The 17,582-nt window shown below is 71.9% G+C and carries 14 protein-coding genes; 9 read left to right on the plus strand and 5 right to left on the minus strand.

What is annotated here, in order from left to right; translation table 11 throughout:
- Positions 1 to 101 precede the first annotated feature (101 nt).
- From KK097_RS02880 to KK097_RS02890, 3 genes are all read left to right on the plus strand, one after another.
- Positions 102 to 1,790: a cation:proton antiporter gene (locus KK097_RS02880; protein ID WP_214531391.1), complete on the plus strand. Its 1,689-nt coding sequence runs from the start codon at positions 102 to 104 to the stop codon at positions 1,788 to 1,790.
- 229 nt (positions 1,791 to 2,019) lie between these two features.
- A complete protein-coding gene (locus KK097_RS02885; RefSeq protein WP_214543635.1) occupies positions 2,020 to 3,321 on the plus strand; it encodes an ABC transporter permease in 1,302 nt (433 codons plus the stop codon).
- Between the two features lie 16 nt (positions 3,322 to 3,337).
- Positions 3,338 to 3,625 carry a hypothetical protein gene (locus KK097_RS02890; protein ID WP_214531389.1) on the plus strand — a complete coding sequence of 96 codons (288 nt, stop codon included), beginning with the start codon at positions 3,338 to 3,340 and terminating at the stop codon, positions 3,623 to 3,625.
- Between the two features lie 33 nt (positions 3,626 to 3,658).
- Here the strand turns inward: KK097_RS02890 and KK097_RS02895 are convergent, their stop codons facing one another.
- Positions 3,659 to 4,171, minus strand: a complete 513-nt coding sequence (locus KK097_RS02895; protein WP_214543636.1) for an 8-oxo-dGTP diphosphatase — start codon at positions 4,169 to 4,171, stop codon at positions 3,659 to 3,661.
- Positions 4,172 to 4,235: 64 nt separating this feature from the next.
- Between KK097_RS02895 and KK097_RS02900 the strand changes: the two genes are divergently transcribed.
- The gene (locus tag KK097_RS02900; protein WP_027464736.1) at positions 4,236 to 4,586 is read left to right on the plus strand and encodes a tryptophan synthase subunit alpha; all 351 of its coding nucleotides are present in this window, start codon (positions 4,236 to 4,238) and stop codon (positions 4,584 to 4,586) included.
- A gap of 19 nt (positions 4,587 to 4,605) precedes the next feature.
- The gene (locus KK097_RS02905; protein WP_214531387.1) at positions 4,606 to 5,496 is read left to right on the plus strand and encodes an aminodeoxychorismate lyase; all 891 of its coding nucleotides are present in this window, start codon (positions 4,606 to 4,608) and stop codon (positions 5,494 to 5,496) included.
- 288 nt (positions 5,497 to 5,784) lie between these two features.
- Here the strand turns inward: KK097_RS02905 and KK097_RS02910 are convergent, their stop codons facing one another.
- Entirely contained in the window at positions 5,785 to 6,984 is a 1,200-nt protein-coding gene (locus KK097_RS02910) for an amidohydrolase (protein ID WP_214531386.1), read from the minus strand.
- 90 nt (positions 6,985 to 7,074) lie between these two features.
- Between KK097_RS02910 and KK097_RS02915 the strand changes: the two genes are divergently transcribed.
- Together KK097_RS02915 and KK097_RS02920 are read left to right on the plus strand one after the other, a co-directional pair.
- On the plus strand, positions 7,075 to 8,274 hold the full coding sequence (locus tag KK097_RS02915) for a Fic family protein (RefSeq protein ID WP_214543637.1): 1,200 nt from the start codon (positions 7,075 to 7,077) through the stop codon (positions 8,272 to 8,274).
- A gap of 29 nt (positions 8,275 to 8,303) precedes the next feature.
- Entirely contained in the window at positions 8,304 to 10,475 is a 2,172-nt protein-coding gene (locus KK097_RS02920; RefSeq protein ID WP_214543638.1) for a S9 family peptidase, read from the plus strand.
- A gap of 93 nt (positions 10,476 to 10,568) precedes the next feature.
- On the opposite strand, the gene KK097_RS02925 is transcribed toward KK097_RS02920, so the two are convergent.
- The gene (locus KK097_RS02925; RefSeq protein WP_214543639.1) at positions 10,569 to 12,098 is read right to left on the minus strand and encodes a CYTH domain-containing protein; all 1,530 of its coding nucleotides are present in this window, start codon (positions 12,096 to 12,098) and stop codon (positions 10,569 to 10,571) included.
- A 58-nt stretch (positions 12,099 to 12,156) separates the two neighbouring features.
- Between KK097_RS02925 and KK097_RS02930 the strand changes: the two genes are divergently transcribed.
- Positions 12,157 to 12,429, plus strand: a complete 273-nt coding sequence (locus KK097_RS02930; protein WP_027464730.1) for a mycoredoxin — start codon at positions 12,157 to 12,159, stop codon at positions 12,427 to 12,429.
- Positions 12,430 to 12,541: 112 nt separating this feature from the next.
- Here the strand turns inward: KK097_RS02930 and KK097_RS02935 are convergent, their stop codons facing one another.
- Both KK097_RS02935 and KK097_RS02940 read right to left on the minus strand, forming a co-directional pair.
- Positions 12,542 to 14,668, minus strand: coding sequence for a DEAD/DEAH box helicase (locus tag KK097_RS02935; protein WP_176708427.1), 2,127 nt, complete (start codon positions 14,666 to 14,668; stop codon positions 12,542 to 12,544).
- Between the two features lie 452 nt (positions 14,669 to 15,120).
- Complete coding sequence (locus KK097_RS02940; protein ID WP_214543640.1) at positions 15,121 to 16,365, minus strand: aminoglycoside phosphotransferase family protein; 1,245 nt, start codon at positions 16,363 to 16,365, stop codon at positions 15,121 to 15,123.
- Between the two features lie 80 nt (positions 16,366 to 16,445).
- On the opposite strand from KK097_RS02940, the gene KK097_RS02945 reads away from it, so the two are divergent.
- Complete coding sequence (locus KK097_RS02945) at positions 16,446 to 17,576, plus strand: FUSC family protein (protein ID WP_307858325.1); 1,131 nt, start codon at positions 16,446 to 16,448, stop codon at positions 17,574 to 17,576.
- Positions 17,577 to 17,582: the final 6 nt, after the last annotated feature.

The raw sequence follows: 17,582 nt of genomic DNA on the forward strand, positions 1-17,582 counted from the left end.
CCAGGCGTCGCCCCATCGAGCAAACCCGATCGTCCACCAGCTGTTCACCGGAGCTTCACACTCGTTCAGCTTCGGAACCATGCCGATGGAAGAATGCGTGCATGGACACCGCAGAGCTCCTCATCCTGTTGATCGGATCGCTCGCGGTGACCGGGTTCGCTCGGGCCAAGGGGCTCCCGGCTCCGCTCCTCGTCACGGCGGTCGCCCTGGCGGCCTCGTTCCTGCCCGGCTTGCCGCCGATGGAGATCGACTCCGAGGTCATCCTCACGGTGATCCTGCCGCCGCTGCTCTACTCGGCCGCCCTCGACGTGTCGTGGCAGAGCTTCCGCGGCTCGATCAAGCAGATCCGACGGCTCGGCATCTTCCTGGTGATCGTGACGGCACTCGTGGTCGGCCTGGTGGCCTACCTGCTCATCCCGGACATGACCCTGCCGGCGGCGATCCTCCTCGGTGCGATCGTCGCCCCGCCGGACGCCGTGTCCGCCGCCGCGATCGGCCGGAAGCTCGGACTCCCCCGGCGCGTCATGACGGTGCTGTCCGGCGAGAGCCTGATCAACGACGCGGCGTCGCTGACCCTGGTGCGCGTGTTCACGCTCATCATCGCGGGCACCTCGCTGACGATCTGGCAGGACCTCGGCATCTTCGGGCTCGCGATCGGGGTGGGGCTCGTCGTCGGCATCGTGCTCGGCGTCCTCGTGCACTGGATCCGGATGCGCATCAACGACCCCGTGGTCGAGACGATCATGAGCATCCTGCTGCCGTTCGTCGCGTACATCCTCGCCGAGGACCTGTCCGGCTCCGGGGTCATCGCGGTCGTCACGGCCGGGCTGTACATCGGCTACAACTCGCCGAAGGAGGGGTACGCCACCCGGCTGCAGGAGCGCCCACTCTGGACGAGCATCGACGTCATCCTCGAGGGCTTCGTCTTCGCGCTCATCGGCCTGCAGCTCAACACCGTCGTGCAGGACCTGGTCGAGAGCGAGCGCAGCCTCGGGCAGACGCTCACCGCGGCGGCCGTCGTGCTCGTCGTCGTGATCCTGGTGCGGCCGCTGTTCGTGTTCGAGTCCTACGCCCGCAACCGCATCAACGGGAAGTGGCTCCGGCCGCTGCGGATCAAGCTGTCCCGCGGGCACCCCTCGCTGCGCTGGATGCGCGGGTCCGCGGAGCCGAAGCTCAACTGGCGGGAGCTCACCGTCATCTCGTGGACGGGCATGCGCGGCGTGGTCACCCTGGCCGCCGCGGTGTCCGTCGTCGCGAGCCCGGTCCAGATCCCGGCGCAGGACACGATCTTCATCATCGCGTTCTTCGTGACCGTCGGCACGCTGCTGCTGCAGGGCCTGACACTGCCCTTCGTCATCCGGGCTCTCAAGGTGCAGGACCCGGCCGAGGACGACGAGGACGTCCGCAGTGAGATGCGCCTCAACCAGCGCACGATCGAGGCCGCGATCGAACTGCTCGACAAGCGGCGGGCCGTCTGGTCGAAGCAGTACGGGCCCGAGGCCGTGGACTCCGTGGTGAACCGGCTGAAGGCTCGGCTCGAGCGCCAGGCCGAGACGTTCCGCCGCGATGCCGAGGAAGAGGAGGACGAGGACCGCAACGGCCCGATGCGCCTCCGTGGCGCGCAGATCCAGGACATCCGGCGCGAGCTCCTCGACCGCCGTCGCGAGATCGTGCTCGAGGAACGGGAGAAGGGGAACCTCGACGAGGAGGTCATGCGCCGCGTGCTCGTCACCCTCGACGCCGAGGAACTCGCGATGGACTCGGCGCAGGCCTCGCGCAGTCGGTCCTGAGCGCCCCGGGCGTATCCTGGCGCTCCGATCGAGAGCAGGAGCCGAGCGCCGAGTGAGCACGCCGCGGAACGACGTCCCCAGGAACGACGACGTGCCGGAGCGCCCGGGCGGATCCCGACCGACGCCCCCGAGACCGCGCGGCACCCGACCCTCCGCTCGTGGGACCAAGCCCCGCCGCGGTGCGAAGGTCGCCGGGCACACCCGGTCGGCTCCCCGTCGACAGGCTCCCGTGCCCGCACCCCAGCAGCACAGCGCGTACCGCCGGTGGTACTCGTCCCTGCACCCGTCGCTGCAGCTCATCGGCCTGCAGCTGTGGATGCCGCTGTTCTTCATCGTCGGCTTCTGCCTGTGCTACGTCTTCGCCTTCCACGCGCCGCACCCGCACGACGTCCCGATCGCCCTGATCGGCAGCGACCCGACCTTCGTGCAGGCGGTGCAGCAGGCGTTGCCCGGTGAGTTCGTGTTCCACTCGTACGACTCGCTCGCACAGGCCAAGCGCGACGTGGTCGGTGGGTCGATGGCGGTCGCGTACGACCCGTCGGCGAACGAGTTCTTCACGGCGAGCGCCCACCAGTTCCAGGTCGCGAGTCTGGTGCCCGCCACCCTCGGCGCGGTGCTCACCGGCATGGGCGTCACGACGCCGAAGGTCACCGAGCTCGCCCCGCTGCCCGCCTGGGACGAGTACGGCACCGTCGCGATGTACGTGATGCTCGCGTGGTGCATCGGCGGCTACATGGTCGCGATGTTCATCGGCATCATGGGCGGTCCGCTCCGGCACCGCACCCGGATGGCGGTCATCGTCGTCGGCGGCCTCGTCATCTCGCTCATCACGAACACGCTCGCCGGCCCGGTGCTCGGCGCCGTCCACGGGCACTGGGTCCAGCTCGTCCTCATCGCCTGGGGCTGGATCGTGGCGATCGGCCTCGCGGTCAACGGGCTGAGCTACTTCGTCGGCCGCTTCATCGCCGCTCCCGCGATGATCTGCTTCGTCTTCCTGTCCATGCCGTCGTCCGGCGGTGCCTACCCGAAGTGGTTCATGCCGGAGCCCTTCGCCTGGCTCAACAACGTCGTCGTCGGTTCGAGCATGGTCGACATGATCAAGCACCAGGTCTACGGCGTCGGACCAGGCCCGGCACGCGGGCTGATCACGATGGCCTGCTACGCGGCGGCCGGGCTCGTGCTCATGTACTTCGGCAAGCAGTGGTGGGAGCGCCGACGGATCCGCGCGATCGTCACCGGCCGCACCACGATGTTCCAGGACGCCAACACCGCCAACCGCGAGTTCCTCGGCAAGCAGCGCGATGCCGAGCTGGAGCGCCACGGCCTCACCTCCACCGAGACCGGCACCCTGAGCGTGCTGCGTGACGACGACTGGGAGGACGAGCGCACCGGCGGGGACGTCTTCACGGGCGGGCGGGACGGCCTGGAACCCGGCGCGACGCCGACCGGCCGCATCGCCGTGCAGCGTCCCGCGAACCGGACCGAGCCGCGGTCGACCCCCGCTCCGCACGGCAAGCACGCCGACCGCTGACGCGTATCCTGGGGGGATGAACCCGCGCATCACCTGGCACCGCGTCCTCGTCACCGTCGTCGTCGTGTTCCTCGTGCTGACGGTCGGCTTCTACGCCGCGAGCGTCCTGCTCGCTCCCGCCGACGGCCGGAACACCGCCGGTCTGTTCGTCGGCTGGGCGATGTTCTCGATGATCGGCGCGATCGTGGTCGGCGTCATCGACTTCTTCGTGCGTCCCCTGGGCGGCCGGAGCGGCGACGCCGACGTCATCGCCGCCGCCGAGGAAGCGCGCACCGGCAGCACCCGCACCCAGCAGACGCGCTGAGCCCGAGCAGTCGCGCGGGGCGCAGCAGTCGCGCTACGTCCCGACCCCGGTCCCGGTGAACCCGGCGACCGTCGCGTCGTCCTCGGCGAAGGTGAACCGCGCGCGGACGCTGCCGCCCGCGAGCACTCCCGGCAGCCAGTAGCGGGCGTCGTCCCACATCGCGTCGTAGGGGACGGCGTCGACCGGGATCCACCGCGGCTCGAGCTCGTCGGACCCCGACGGGTCCCCCTGCCAGCGGCGGCAGACGAAGACGTCCGAGACCTGGGACCAGGACGGTCGGTACGGGAACCGGTAGTCCAACGTGCCACGGGCCTCCAGGTCGACCGCGTCGAGCCGCAGGCCGACCTCTTCCCGCACCTCGCGCACGGCGGTCTCGACCGCCGACTCACCGGGCTCGCGCTTGCCGCCGGGGCCGACCAGCCGGCCCGTGCCGAGGCCGCGGCGCTTCTCCCCCAGCAGCACCTCGGGGCCGGCCTCGCCGTCGCGCAGCAGGTACACGACCACCACCCGGGGATGCTGGGACTTGCTCTCGTCGCGAAGGGTCACGCGTCCAGTGTGACCGATGGAGTGCCGTACGCTTTTCCCATGGCAGGCGTGCTGCGGGGGCACCATGGCTGAGCCCCGCAGGACCGGGCGCAGCCTCGAAGTGCTGCGCGCCGAGGCCGCCGAGGAGATCTCGATGCTCGTCGAGCACCGGAGCCGTCAGGGCGAGGACCCGTGGGAGTTCATGCCGACGCTCCCCACCGTCGACGAGCAGGTCGTGCTGATCCTGCGCGCGGACGCGGTCGACCTCGACGAGGCGATCGGCAAGCGGCACGCGCAGTGGTCGAGCCACCCGGCGTCCGGGCAGGGCACCAGGCTGGGCGAGGAGTACCACCGGCTCCGGCGGATCGCGCTGCAGCACCCCGAGCTGACGCCCGCGGTGTGGAAGCTGCTCGGCGCGCTGCCCGAAGCGGGCTGAGCTGGGGTTGGATGGGAGCATGACCGAAACCGTGCTCGCCGTCCTGAACCAGCCCTCCCGCGATGCTGCGCCGCACGACCCCGCAGCGGACGCCTTCACCTGGGCGAAGCCGCTCGAGGAGCACCTGCAGGTGCAGGACCTCGGCGTCACGCGCGGCGACGGCGTGTTCGAGACGATCACGGTCGTCGACGGTCGTCCCCAGGCCCTCGAGGCACACATCGCCCGCTTCGGCCGCTCCGCCGCGATGCTCGACCTGCCCGCGCCCGACCCCGAGGCCTGGCGCCAGGCCATCGAGGCCGTCTGCGCCCGCCTCGACCCGGTGCGCGAAGCCTTCGCCAAGACCGTCCTGACCCGCGGCGTCGAGGGCACCGACCGACCGACGGGCTGGGTCTACGCTGCACCGTCCGGCGACTCCACCGCTGCCCGCACCGAGGGCATCTCCGTCGTCGTCCTGGACCGCGGGTACCGGCACGACGTCGAGCGCACCTCGCCGTGGCTGCTGCAGGGCGCGAAGACGCTGTCGTACGGCGTCAACATGGCCGCCCTGCGCGAAGCCGCACGCCGTGGTGCCGACGACGCCCTGTTCGTCTCGAGCGACGGCTACGTGCTCGAGGGCACGCGCGCGAACCTCGTCATGAAGGTGGGCGACCGGCTCGTCACGCCCCGCACCGACATCGGGATCCTGGCCGGCACGACGCAGGCCGACGTGTTCCGCTTCGCCGAAGAAGCCGGCATCGAGACCGCGTACGAGCTCGTCACCCTCGCCGACCTGGCGGCGGCGGACGCGCTCTGGCTCGTGTCGAGCGTGCGGCAGGCTGCGCCGATCCGTTCGGTGAACGGCGACGCGCGACCGATCGACGCCGAGCTCACGACGCGGATCAACGACTTCCTGCTCGCTCGCGAGGTCTGAGCACGGTCTGACCGCTCGACCCGGAAGACGCCGTCGTGTCCGCGAGACGCCGCGGCATCGGGCGGCGTCTCGCGGACGTGGCGGCGTGGTGCCGAGACGACGGCGTCTCGCGACCGGGCGCCTGACGGACGGGAGGCCCGTGGCGGCCTCGCCACGGGCCTCCCGTCGGCCTGTGGCTGAGCCCACCGCGTCACGCAACACGCCGTCGTGTCGTGCGGACGCCGCCGAATCCTGCGGCGTCACGGCCACTTGGCGGCGTCCGGCCACAACGCCGGTGTGTCGTGGCCGCTACCAGCGCGGGGTGGTGACGCCGGCTCCGTCGGCCCACGTGAAGACGGGCTCGCCGTCGATCCAGACGCGCGTCGCGCGGCTGGTGGCGTCGAGCGGGTCGCCGTCCCAGAGCACGAGGTCGGCGTCGTAGCCCTCAGCCAGGCGACCGACGCGGTCGCCGAAGCCGAGGAAGTCGGCGGGGTTGACCGTCAGCGCCTCGAGTGCGGTCTGGGCGGGCAGCCCTTCCTTCACGGCGGCCGTCGCCTGGTCGACGAGCATGTTGATCGGCACGACCGGCGCGTCCGTCGTGATGGCGACCCGGACCCCGGCGGCCGCGATCGTCGCGAGGTTCGGGATGCCCCGGTCACGCAGCTCGACCTTGGAGCGGCTGGTGAAGAGCGGGCCGTAGATGACCGGGATGTCCTTCGCGGCCAGCACGTCGGCGATCTTGTGCGCCTCGGTGCCGTGGTTCACGACGAGCCGGTAGCCGAACTCCTCGGACAGCCGGATCGCGGTGGCGATGTCGTCGTGGCGGTGGGTGTGCTGGTCCCAGACGAGCTCGCCGTCCAGCACCCGCACGAGGGTCTCCTTCGTCAGGTCACGCGCGAAGGGCTCGTCCTTCGCCGCGGCGGCGTCACGGGCGGCACGGTAGTTCTGCGCCTCGACGAAGGCGTCACGGATGATCTTCGCGACACCGAGCCGGGTCGAGGGCGTCTGGCCCTTGCCGCCGTAGACACGCTTCGGGTTCTCGCCGAGGGCGCTCTTCACGCTCACGGCGTCCGAGATGAGCTGCTCGTCGATCGTCCGGCCGCCCCAGGTCTTGATGGCGACGCTCTGGCCGCCGATCGGGTTGCCGGAGCCGGGCTTGACGACGATGCTCGTGATCCCGCCGGCGAGCGCGTCGCGGAAACCCTCGTCCTCGATGTCGATCGCGTCGATCGCCCGCACGCCGGCCATGTTCGGTGCGGTCATCTCGTTCGTGTCGTTCCCGGCCTCGCCGTTCGCCTCCTCGTGGATGCCGACGTGGCCGTGCGCCTCGACGAACCCGGGGACGAGCCACGAGCCGGTGGCGTCGATCACGGGCATCCCCGCGGGCGGGGTGACGTCCGGACCGACCGCGGTGATCCGGCCGTCCTCGACGACGACCGCGCCGCCGTCGAATGCGGGAGCGGAGACGGGGACGACGTGGGCACCGGTGATCGCGAAGGAGTTGCGCATGGCACCAACGGTACGCGGGGCGAGCGGGCGGGCGAGCGGCGAAATACGGATTCCTGGCGTCGAGCGTCCGAGCGGCCCTAGCGTCGTCGGATGGCAGACCCGAGCGACACCTGGCCCACGCACGAGCGCACCGAACGGCCGTGGCGGAGCGCCGTCCGCGGGTGCCGCGACGACCGGCTGGTGACCACGGTGCGGGTGTCGCTTCCCCCGTCCATCGCGAAGGCTCGGTGGACACCGGACGACGGCACCGTCGCACTGCTCGACCGGAGCGCCACGGCCCTGCGTGCCCTCGACGTCCACCACGGCTCCCGGCTCGCTCCACTCGGGTCCGTGCTCGGCCGGACCGAAGCCGTGGCGTCGTCACGGATCGAGGACGAGTCCGCGTCGATCGACGACCTGGCGCGGGCCCTCGTCGGCATCCGGGCGAACCCGGGTGCCACGGCGGTCGCCCGGGCGAGCGGTGCCGTCGAGCACCTGGTGTCCGGCGCCGATTCCGGCACCGTCACCGAGGCGTCCCTGCTCGAGGCACACCGCCTGCTGATGCGCGAGGACCCGGTGGACGGACGGTACGCCGGCCGGTACCGCGACGTGCAGAACTGGATCGACGGCGGCGCCACACCCCGCGACGCCGTGTACGTGCCACCACCGCCCGAGCTCGTGGCACCGCTGATGGCCGACCTGTTCGCGTTCGTGCAACGGGTCGACCTGCACCCGATCGCACAGGCGGCAATCGCGCACGCGCAGTTCGAGTCGATCCACCCGTTCACGGACGGCAACGGTCGGATTGGGCGGGCACTGATCGGGGCGGTGCTGCGACGACGCGGGGTGACGACCACGGTCACGGCACCGGTGGCCACCGCGCTCGCGGCGGACCGGCGGCGGTACTTCGGGCACCTGGAGCAGTACCGCGACGGCCGGGTGACCGGGTTCGTGGTCGACCTGGCCCTCGCGATCGGGACGGTCTGCGACGAAGCGACGCTCAGTGCCCTGCTGCTCGCCGAGCACGACGCCGACCGGGTCGCCGGCCCCTGCGCCTCGGGCCCGCACGGTGTGGTCGGCCGGGCCCTTGCCGACGATCCCGTCCTGACCGAGGCCCACCTGGACACCCTGCTCACCGCCGACGAGGTCGAGCGTGTCACGCACGACCTCGTGCTGGCAGGGGTGCTCCGTCCGGTCACCGGTCGTCGCCGTGACCGCGCCTGGGTCGCACCCGCCGTGGCCGCCGAGCTCGAGGCGTTCGAGCAGCGGGTACACGCCGCTGTGGGCGGCCGCGAGCGCACGGCGGCCTGACCGGGGGCACGGACGAATAGGGTGGGACGGTGAGCAACGAGCACACCGCATCCACCCCGCCCAGCGCCGCCAAGCGGCCCGTGACACGGACCCACCATGGCATCGACTTCGTCGACGACTACGAGTGGCTGCGGGACAAGGAATCCCCCGACACCCTGGCGTACCTCGAAGCCGAGAACACGCACACCGACGCCGCGACCGAGCACCTCGCGCCGCTGCGGGACCGCATCTTCTCCGAGGTGAAGAGCCGCGTGCAGGAGACCGACCTCTCGGTGCCGGTCCGCATGGGCGACTGGTGGTACTTCACCCGCACCGCCGAGGGCAGCCAGTACGGCGTCCACTGCCGCGTGCCCGTCGCCGGCCCCGACGGCTGGACGCCGCCCGCCGTCGTCGAGGGCGAGTCGACCCTCCCCGGCGAGCAGGTGGTCCTCGACGGCAACGCCCTGGCCGACGGCCACGAGTTCTTCTCGCTCGGCACCTACGACATCAGCGACGACGGCACCCGCCTGGTCTACGGCATCGACGTCGAGGGCGACGAGCGCTACACCCTGCACGTCCGCGACCTGACCACGGGCACCGACCTCGGCGACGCCATCCCGAACACCGGCGCCGGCGCCACCTTCGATCCCGCCGGACGCTACGTCTTCTACCCCACGGTCGACGAGTCCTGGCGGCCGGACAAGATCTGGCGGCACGCGGTCGGCACCGGGGCGTCTGCGGACGTCCTGGTGTTCGAGGAGCCCGACGACCGCTACTGGGTCGGCGTCGGCGTGACCCGGTCGTCGCAGTACATCGTCATCGAGCTCGGCTCGAAGATCACGTCCGAGGCACACGTCCTCGACGCTGCCGACCCGACCGGGGAGTTCCAGGTCGTCTGGCCCCGGCGCGAGGGCGTCGAGTACGAGATCGAGCACGCCATCGTCGGCGGCAGCGACCGGTTCCTGGTGCTGCACAACGACGGCGCCGAGAACTTCGAGCTCGTCGACGTCCCCGCCGACGACCCGACGTCCGAGCGTGACCGCCGCGTCGTTGTGGCGCACCACACCGAGCGCCGCATCGAGTCGGTCGACGCCTTCGCCGGACACCTCGCCCTGGAGTACCGCTCCGAGGCCCTGCCCCGCATCGCCATCATCCCGATCGAGGGCGACGGCTACGGCGACGCGCACGAGGTCCCCTTCGAAGAAGCCCTGTTCTCCGCCGGGCTCGGTGGCAACCCGGAGTGGGAGCAGCCCACGCTCCGCATCGGCTACACGTCGTTCGTGACCCCCTCCGAGGTCAGCGACCTCGACCTCGCGACCGGCGAGGTCACCGTCCTGAAGCGCCAGCCGGTGCTCGGCGGCTACGACCCGGCCGACTACGTGCAGGAGCGCGACTGGGCCACGGCCGAGGACGGCACCCGTGTGCCGATCTCGCTGGTCTGGCGCCGTGACGCGATCGACGAGGGCACCCCGGCGCCGCTGCACCTGTACGGCTACGGCTCGTACGAGCACTCCATCGACCCGGGCTTCAGCGTGATGCGCCTGTCGATGCTCGACCGCGGTGTCGTCTTCGCCGTCGCCCACGTGCGTGGCGGCGGCGAGCTCGGCCGGCACTGGTACGAGAACGGCAAGACCCTCACGAAGAAGAACACCTTCACCGACTTCGTCGCGGTCGCCGACCACCTGATCGAGTCCGGCCGGACGAGCGCCGACCGGCTCGTGGCCGAGGGTGGCAGTGCGGGCGGACTCCTCATGGGGGCCGTCGCGAACATCGCGCCCGACCGCTTCGCCGGCATCCTGGCCGCCGTGCCGTTCGTCGACGCGCTGACGAGCATCCTCGACCCGGACCTCCCCCTCACCGTCATCGAGTGGGACGAGTGGGGCGACCCGCTGCACGACGCCGAGGTCTACCGGTACATGAGCGAGTACACCCCGTACGAGAACGTCCGCGACGACGTGCAGTACCCGCAGATCCTCGCCGTGACCTCGATCAACGACACCCGTGTGCTGTACGTCGAGCCCGCGAAGTGGACGGCGAAGCTCCGCGAGGTCGGCGCGCCCGTGCTGCTGAAGACCGAGATGTCCGCCGGCCACGGTGGCGTCAGCGGTCGGTACGCATCGTGGAAGGAGCGGGCGTTCGAACTCGCCTGGCTGCTCGACGTGCTCGGACTCGCCGACGAGACCCCCGCCGCCGCGACTGCCAACCCGATCGCCGCGGGCTGAGCGCCGCCGCACACTTCGTGAGCAGAAGAGGTCGGGTCCGAACGCGGGACCCGACCTCTTCTGCTCACCAAGCGAACGCAGCGAGCACACCGCTCACACGCGGTTGAGCGCGTGCACCGCCTCGTCGTAGGACTCCTCGGCCAGGCGCACCCGGTCCCCCGCGAGCACCCCGTACCCGAACGTCCCCTCGCCCCCGCGCTCCGCGATCGCCGCGTTCGCCCGCAGGATGTCGAGGGCGTGCAGGGACCGTACCCGCTCGGTCAGCACGTCGGCCGCGGTGCCGATCCGCTTCCACAGCGCGTGCGGGAACGCGTCGTCACCGAGCACGTCCATCGCCATCCGGGCGCGCATCGTCTCCTGCCACGCCGCTTCGGTGGTGGCACGGTCGGCGGCCTCGCGCTCGGCGGCGGTGTCCGAGGTGTCGTCGGCGACGGCGGCCCGGACGAGCTCGCGCACACGCGGCTTCACGTCGGCAACGACGTCCTGCGCGACCTGCTTCGGTGACCGGAGGGACCAGGCCGTCGGTACCGGCCGCTCGGCCGCGTCGTCGAGGGCGTCGAGCAGCTCGAGGAACGGCTCCCCGTGCAGGAACGCGACGACGTCGCGCACCGCCTGGTCGCGCCGCTCACGGGTCGACGCGAGGATGCGCTCACGGGTCATCGCGTCGACCAGGTCGTCCTGCGCCGGCGAGGACGCCCGCGGCAGCCGGTCGATCAGGTACTCGGCCAGCGCGGCACGCGCGGTGACGGCAGCCAGGCCGTCCGCCGCCTCCGCGGCGCGGTCGACGGCGTCGCCGTCGGGGAACGCCGGGCGGTACCCGCCCAGGATCGCGGCGATCTCGAGTGTGGTCTCGGCCGTCTGCCGGAGGTCGGCGGTGTCGCCGGACCGGAGCCGGGCCTCCTGGCCGAGCAGTGCGGCGCGCAGCTTGCGGACGCGCTTCGCCAGGATGCGTGCGGTCGTGCCCTTGGCCGGCTTCTCCTCGGTCTGGAGGCGCGGTGCCGGTGCTCCTGCCAGCCCGCGTGCCAGCTTGGACGCGACGGCGGCGGGGCCGGCGCCGACGGCCGCGAAGCGCCCGTCGAGGGCCGCGAACAGCTCGTGGGCGATCTGCGGGTCGACGCCGTCGACCGTCTCGACCTCGACCTCGCGCCAGGTGCGCGGGGTCTCCGGGGCCTCGTCGTCGAGGCGCTGGGCGGTGACCTGGTCGTCGGCGAGCTCGGCGATCTGATCGCCGTCCTCGTCGAGCAGTCGGGTGACGGTGCGGGTGGTGGTGATCCGGACGACGGGACGCAGCCCGCGGCCACGACGCTCCGTGAAGAGCGCGGCGAGGACCTCGTCGGGCACGGTGTCGGCGTCGTCGGTCAGGGGGAACTGCTGCTCGTGGCGGACCGTGTCCGACTCCGAGCGCTTGATGTGCCAGCCGGCGTCCGGGCCGCCCGTGCGGCGGCGGACGGTCACCCGCGCGGCCACCAGGTCGTACCGCTCGGTGTCCCAGTAGGTGGCGTCCAGTTCGAACGGCTCCTGGTGCTCGGTGCGGAGGATGCCGCCCGCGCCGACGAGGTCGGGGAGGGCACCGCCCTCGGGCAGGTCGTAGGTGCGCTCGATCTCGAGGTGCGTGTGACTCACACGCTCTTGTCTACCAGGCACTGCGGGGTTTCCCCGCACCCGGGGTTAGCCTGCAGGGATGAGCGACACGATCACCCGCGAGCAGTTCACGCCAGAAGCCGGCGGCGTCACGATGTTCACCACCACGTGGTGCGGCTACTGCGCCCGGCTGAAGAACCAGATGTCGAAGGCCGGGGTGCCCTTCACCGAGGTCGACATCGAGCAGACCCCGGGCACCGCCGAGCTCGTCGCCGAGGTCAATGGCGGCAACCAGACCGTGCCGACGCTGGTGTTCCCCGACGGCACGACGGCCACCAACCCGTCCCTGGCCGAGGTGCAGTCCCGCATCTGAGCGGCGGCCCTTCGCAAAACACCGGTGTCCACCCTCCGAACACGCGCATGACGCGGTTCAGAGCACGAACACCGGTGTTTTGCTGTCCGGGACGACGCCGGACCCGCCGGCGCTAGCCGCCGAGCGCCTCGGTCAGCAGCGCGGCCATCGCATCGAGCTGGATGTCGCCGGAGTCGACGACCTCTTCGTCCGAACCGTCGAGCGCGCGGGCGGCCAGGGACGCCTTCGAGTCGATGAGCTCGGCGATCTTGGTGTCGATCGTCTGCGCGGCGATGATGCGCCACGCGGTGACGGGCTCTTCCTGCCCGATGCGGTGCACACGGTCGATCGCCTGGGTCTGCTCGGCGCTCGTCCACGACAGCTCGGCGAGCACGACGTTCGACGACACCTGCAGGTTCAGGCCGACACCGGCCGCGGTCAGCGAGCAGACGATGACGGCGACGTCGGGGTCGTTCACGAACGAGTCGATCTCGGCCGTGCGCTGCGTCGGGGTCTGGTCGCCGCGGATCGTGGCGGTGCGCAGCCCGCGACGGGCGAACACCTCTTCCGCCTGGTCCATCACGTCGAGGTGCTTCGCGAAGAACACGACCTTGCCGACGTTCGAGGCGAGCTGTGCCGCGTAGTCGGCCGCGAGCTGGGCCTTGGCCCGGCCGATGCGGCGGACCATCGAGAACACGTTCTCGCCGGTCGACGAGGCGTCCTGGTCCTCGAGCTCCCAGCGGGCGACCTGGCGGACCAGCTTGTGGTCGATGCCGACGACCGGGTCCTGCCCGGTGCGGGCGTCGAGCGCCTGGTGGTAGCGGCGGACGAGCTTCGCGGTGAGCTCGCGCTCGGCGTCGCGGATGGAGCGACCCTCGTCACCGTCGAGCTCGACGGGGATGTCGGCGATCCGGCGGGCCGGGATGTCCGCAGCGACGTCGACCTTGCGGCGTCGGACGATGCCCTGGTCGATGACGGCACGACGGGCCTCGACGAAGAACCCGGGGTCGGCCGGCGTCAGGCCGATCTCCTCGAGCTCGTTCATGAGCTTCGCCCGCGGCTTCTTGTCGTCGATCCAGCCGAGGTACTCCCAGATGGTGCGGAAGTCCTCGACCGAGTTGATCAGCGGGGTACCGGTCAGCGCCATGAGCAGCGGCGCGGCGGTGCGCTGCCGGATGCGCTCGGCGATCTGCAGCACGAACCGGGCGCGCTGCGAGTCCTTGTTCTTGATGAAGTGCGCCTCGTCGACGACCATCCCCTTGAACCCGAAGTTGCCGAGCCACCCGGCGTGCCGGTCGAGGATCTCGTAGTTCACGATGACGATGTCGGCGAACCCGTCGAGGTCGTTGCCGTCCCCGTGGATCACCGTGGCGCGGTGGTTCGGCACCCAGCGCTCGGCCTCGCGCGCCCAGTTCGTCTTCACGACGTTCGGCACGACGACGAGCAGCGGGAACGCGTTCGCGGCGTCGGCGGCGAGCAGCGACTGCGCGGTCTTGCCGAGGCCGGGCTCGTCGGCGAGCAGGAAGGTACGGTGCCCCTGCGCGGCGGCGGCGACGAGTTCCGCCTGGTGCTTCATGAGCGTGGTGCCGGAGCGTGAGTGCAGCGTCGTGGGTTCCGGCAGCGGCATCGTCGCCGCTCCCCCGCCAGCGCCGTACTCGAACGACTTGAACAGCGGCCCGAACAGCTCCCAGTTCGCCAGCCGACGCGGGTGCGCGACGGGCTGGTCGGCGAGGGCGAAGTCCGGCGGCATGAACGGATTCGCGAGCTGGCGCTGCACGACCGCCTGCGGCACGACGGCCCGCACCGGGGTCTCGACCACCGCGGCCGGCTCGGACGCGATGACGAGGTCCTCCGGCTGCAGTTCCATGCCACCGGCGATCATCATGTCCCGCTTGACCGCACGCGTCGCCTCGGACACCTGCACCTCTTCGGCGAGGAGCTGGATGACGCTGGTGTCCCGCGCCGCCGTCTTCGCCAGGATCGTGGCCACGCCGTCGAGCCGCTTGAGCTGCTCGGCGCGCTGCGCGTCGGTGAGCTCCGTGTCGGCCTTCACCCGCGCGCGCTCTTCGCGCATGAGCAGGGCGACCGCCTGGAACTTCGTCCGGTTCGATGCCTTGAGCGGTCCGCGCTGCGCCGCGGCCTCGACCTCGCGCACAGCGCGGGCGAGGACGGGGATGACGCCGTCGTTGTCCAGCGGCCTGGTGCGACGTGACGCGGTCCGCGTCCCGCCGGCAGCACGCCGGGTGCCTGATCGAGCCAACGCTCCTCCTGTTCCGCCCACACGTCGGGGCGATCCGCCCGTGGGGCGGGAAGTCCTGCACCGGGGCCTGGCGCGGCTCCGGTTCAGCTGCGGGCCACCGTGGCCCACCGCATCGCCGGTCCCCGCATCGGGACGTCCGGTGGACTCCCGCGATCCGTTCCACACGAGCGCCTGCCGGGAGCAGGTTCGGACGGTCCGCGCCGGGATCCGGCGTCGTCACACGCACGTGATGCCCCCTCGGGGCGCTCACGGCCCGGTTCCCGCGTCGATCAAGTGATCGACGGCTGCGTCCGGAATCGACGCGGCACGCGGGAACGCGGTGCGTGCGCGGTCAGTTTACTCCCGGACCACCGACGGAGGCGACCGGCGCGCTGCCCGCGCGCGTCGCGACGACGGACGGGAGGCCCGTGGCGGGCCCGACCCGGGCCTCCAGTCCGCTCTTCGGTCGCGTCTCAGACCTGCGGTGCGGACCTCGGGCGGGTCGAACCGCCGGTCGGGAGGCTCGGGGCCGCGTCCGCCAGGGCGGCCTGCGTCGCGGCGAGGAGCTGCTGGGCGGTCTGGATCCCGTTGGCGGACCCGGTGGTCGCCTGGCCGCCGGCGTGGGCGAGCAGCTGGGCCCCGATGGCCGGTCCGATGCGGTCGGCCTCGCGCGGGTTGCGCGCGACCCAGTCGCGGGCGATCGCGTCGGCGAGCCGCTCGGCCGCGGCGCCGCGCTCCGCGTCTCCGCGGGACCGGTGCCACAGCCCGGTCACCACGAGGTGGGCGACGACGGCCCCGACGTCACGGACGGGGAACCCCCAACCGGCGGTGTCGATGTCGAGCAGGCCCGAGATGCGCCACGGCTCGTCCTCGTCGACGAAGACCTGCTCCAGGTGCAGGTCGCCGTGCACGACCTGCTTGGTCGAACTCGACCAGCCGATGGAGCGGCGGCCGATGGCGTCGTACAGGCGGTCGATCTCCTCGGCGTCCCGGGGCAGGGCGGAGATGAGCGTCCGGCGGTGCCAGTCGGCGTGGTCCATCGCGTCGGCGCGGGCCTGCTGGGTCATCGGGACGGTGGCGACCCGGCCGCTGAGGGCCGCGAGTGACGCCACGAAGCGCGGGTCGTCGGCGATGTCGAGGATGCGGCTGCCTGCGGGCACCCCGCGGATGCGCTCGAGCACGAGCAGGCCGTCGCCACGGCTCGACAGCACACGCGGCACCGGCAGACCGGCCGCGACGAACTGCTCGTGCGACTGCACGATCGGCGCGACCCGGTGCGGGCGGACGATCTTCAGGAAGAGGGTGCGCTCGGGGGCGTCCACGCGCACCACCGCGCGCTTGCCCGGCCGGTACGCGGCCACGGTGAGTTCCGGGTCCGTGACGGGCATCCCGAGCGTGGTCAGCAGCTCGGCGACGGCGTCGCGGTAGGTGACCTGCGGCAGCACCGGCAGGCCGGGGTCGTTCGGGTACGCCCACACCGACACCGGTTCACCCGTCGCGGGGTCGGTGACGATGGCGCTGTTCTGGTCGTGGGTCCCGCCGGTGTCGACGTAGGTCAGGACGGTGGCGCGCTGGCCGTTGCGGTCCACCGTGTCGACCTCGTAGCCGTACAGGTAGCCGTTGCCCGACGGTTCGACGGAGTGCGCCCGCGCGGCCACCACGGAGGCCCCGGAGCCGGCGAAGGCCTGCGGGATGACGCGCTCATGGTTGGGCCACACGACATCAGTCAACCGTGTCGCGAGGGTTTCGTCGCGTTCGTGCACGGCTCGGCGCGGGGCCGGTGGCTACCGTGGTCGGTGTGAACCCGGTCGCGCGTCTCCGCAGCTCCAGTCGCACGCCGTTCCTGCAGGTCGTGAAGACCGCCGTCGCGGTGGTCGCCGCCGTGCTCCTCTGCCGTCTGGTCATCCAGGGACCGTTCCCGACCTTCGCGGCGATCGCGGCCCTGCTCGTGGTGCAGCCGAGCATCAACCAGTCGTTCGTGAAGGGGCTCGAGCGGAGCGCGGGCGTCGTGATCGGCGTCGTGCTGGCCACAGGGTTCCACCTGCTGCTCGGCGACGGCGTGTTCGTCGTCCTGCTCGTCATCGTGCTCGCGATCCTCATCGCGTGGGCGCTGCGGCTGACGCCGACCTCGGCGACCCAGGTGGGGATCAGCGGGATGCTCGTCCTCACCGCCGGGGTGGTCACGCCGAACTACTCCGCGGACCGCATCCTCGAGACCGTGATCGGTGCGGTCGTCGCCCTGGTCGTGAACGCGCTCATCGTGCCGCCCGTGCTGCTGGAGCCGGCGCACCTCGCCGTCGCCCGCCTCGCTCGCGACACCGCCGTGGCGTTCGAACGGATCGCGATCGGCCTGACCGAGGGGTGGGACCGCGACCGGTGGAACGAGGCGCTCGTGGCGGCCCGGGCGCTCCGACAGCAGCACGCGAAGGCCGAGGCCGCTCTCGGTTCGGCGCGTGAGTCCCTGACGATGAACCCGCGCGGCGGGCGACACCGGATGATCCTCGACCGCGACGTGGCGGTCACGGACCACCTCCGGGTCCTCGTCACCCGGGTGACCGGCATGACCCGGGCGATCCGCGACAACACCGCGCCGGACCTGCGAGCCGACCCGGTGGTGCACGGGATCGCGACCGAGGTGGCGCGGATCGGTGCCGACGTCCGGGCGCTCAGTGCGCGGGTGGAGTCGACGCGGCTCGACCCGGTCGCCGGCGCGGGCGGGACGGGCAGGTCCGGCGGGACGGGCAGGTCCGGCGGCGTCGACGGGCGCTCGGCCGGGGTGGTCGGCGACCCATGGGCCGAGGCGTCGGAGCCGGCGTTGACCGCGCCGCTCGAGGTGGTGCGGCCGAACTCGCGGCACTGGGTGCTCATCGGAGCGTTGCTCGAGGACATCCGGCGCGTGCGCGAGGAGCTGCTCGGCGAGGACGACTAGGCGGTC

Origin of the sequence: Curtobacterium flaccumfaciens (assembly GCF_018598405.1) — a bacterium.
Lineage (GTDB): Bacteria > Actinomycetota > Actinomycetes > Actinomycetales > Microbacteriaceae > Curtobacterium > Curtobacterium aurantiacum.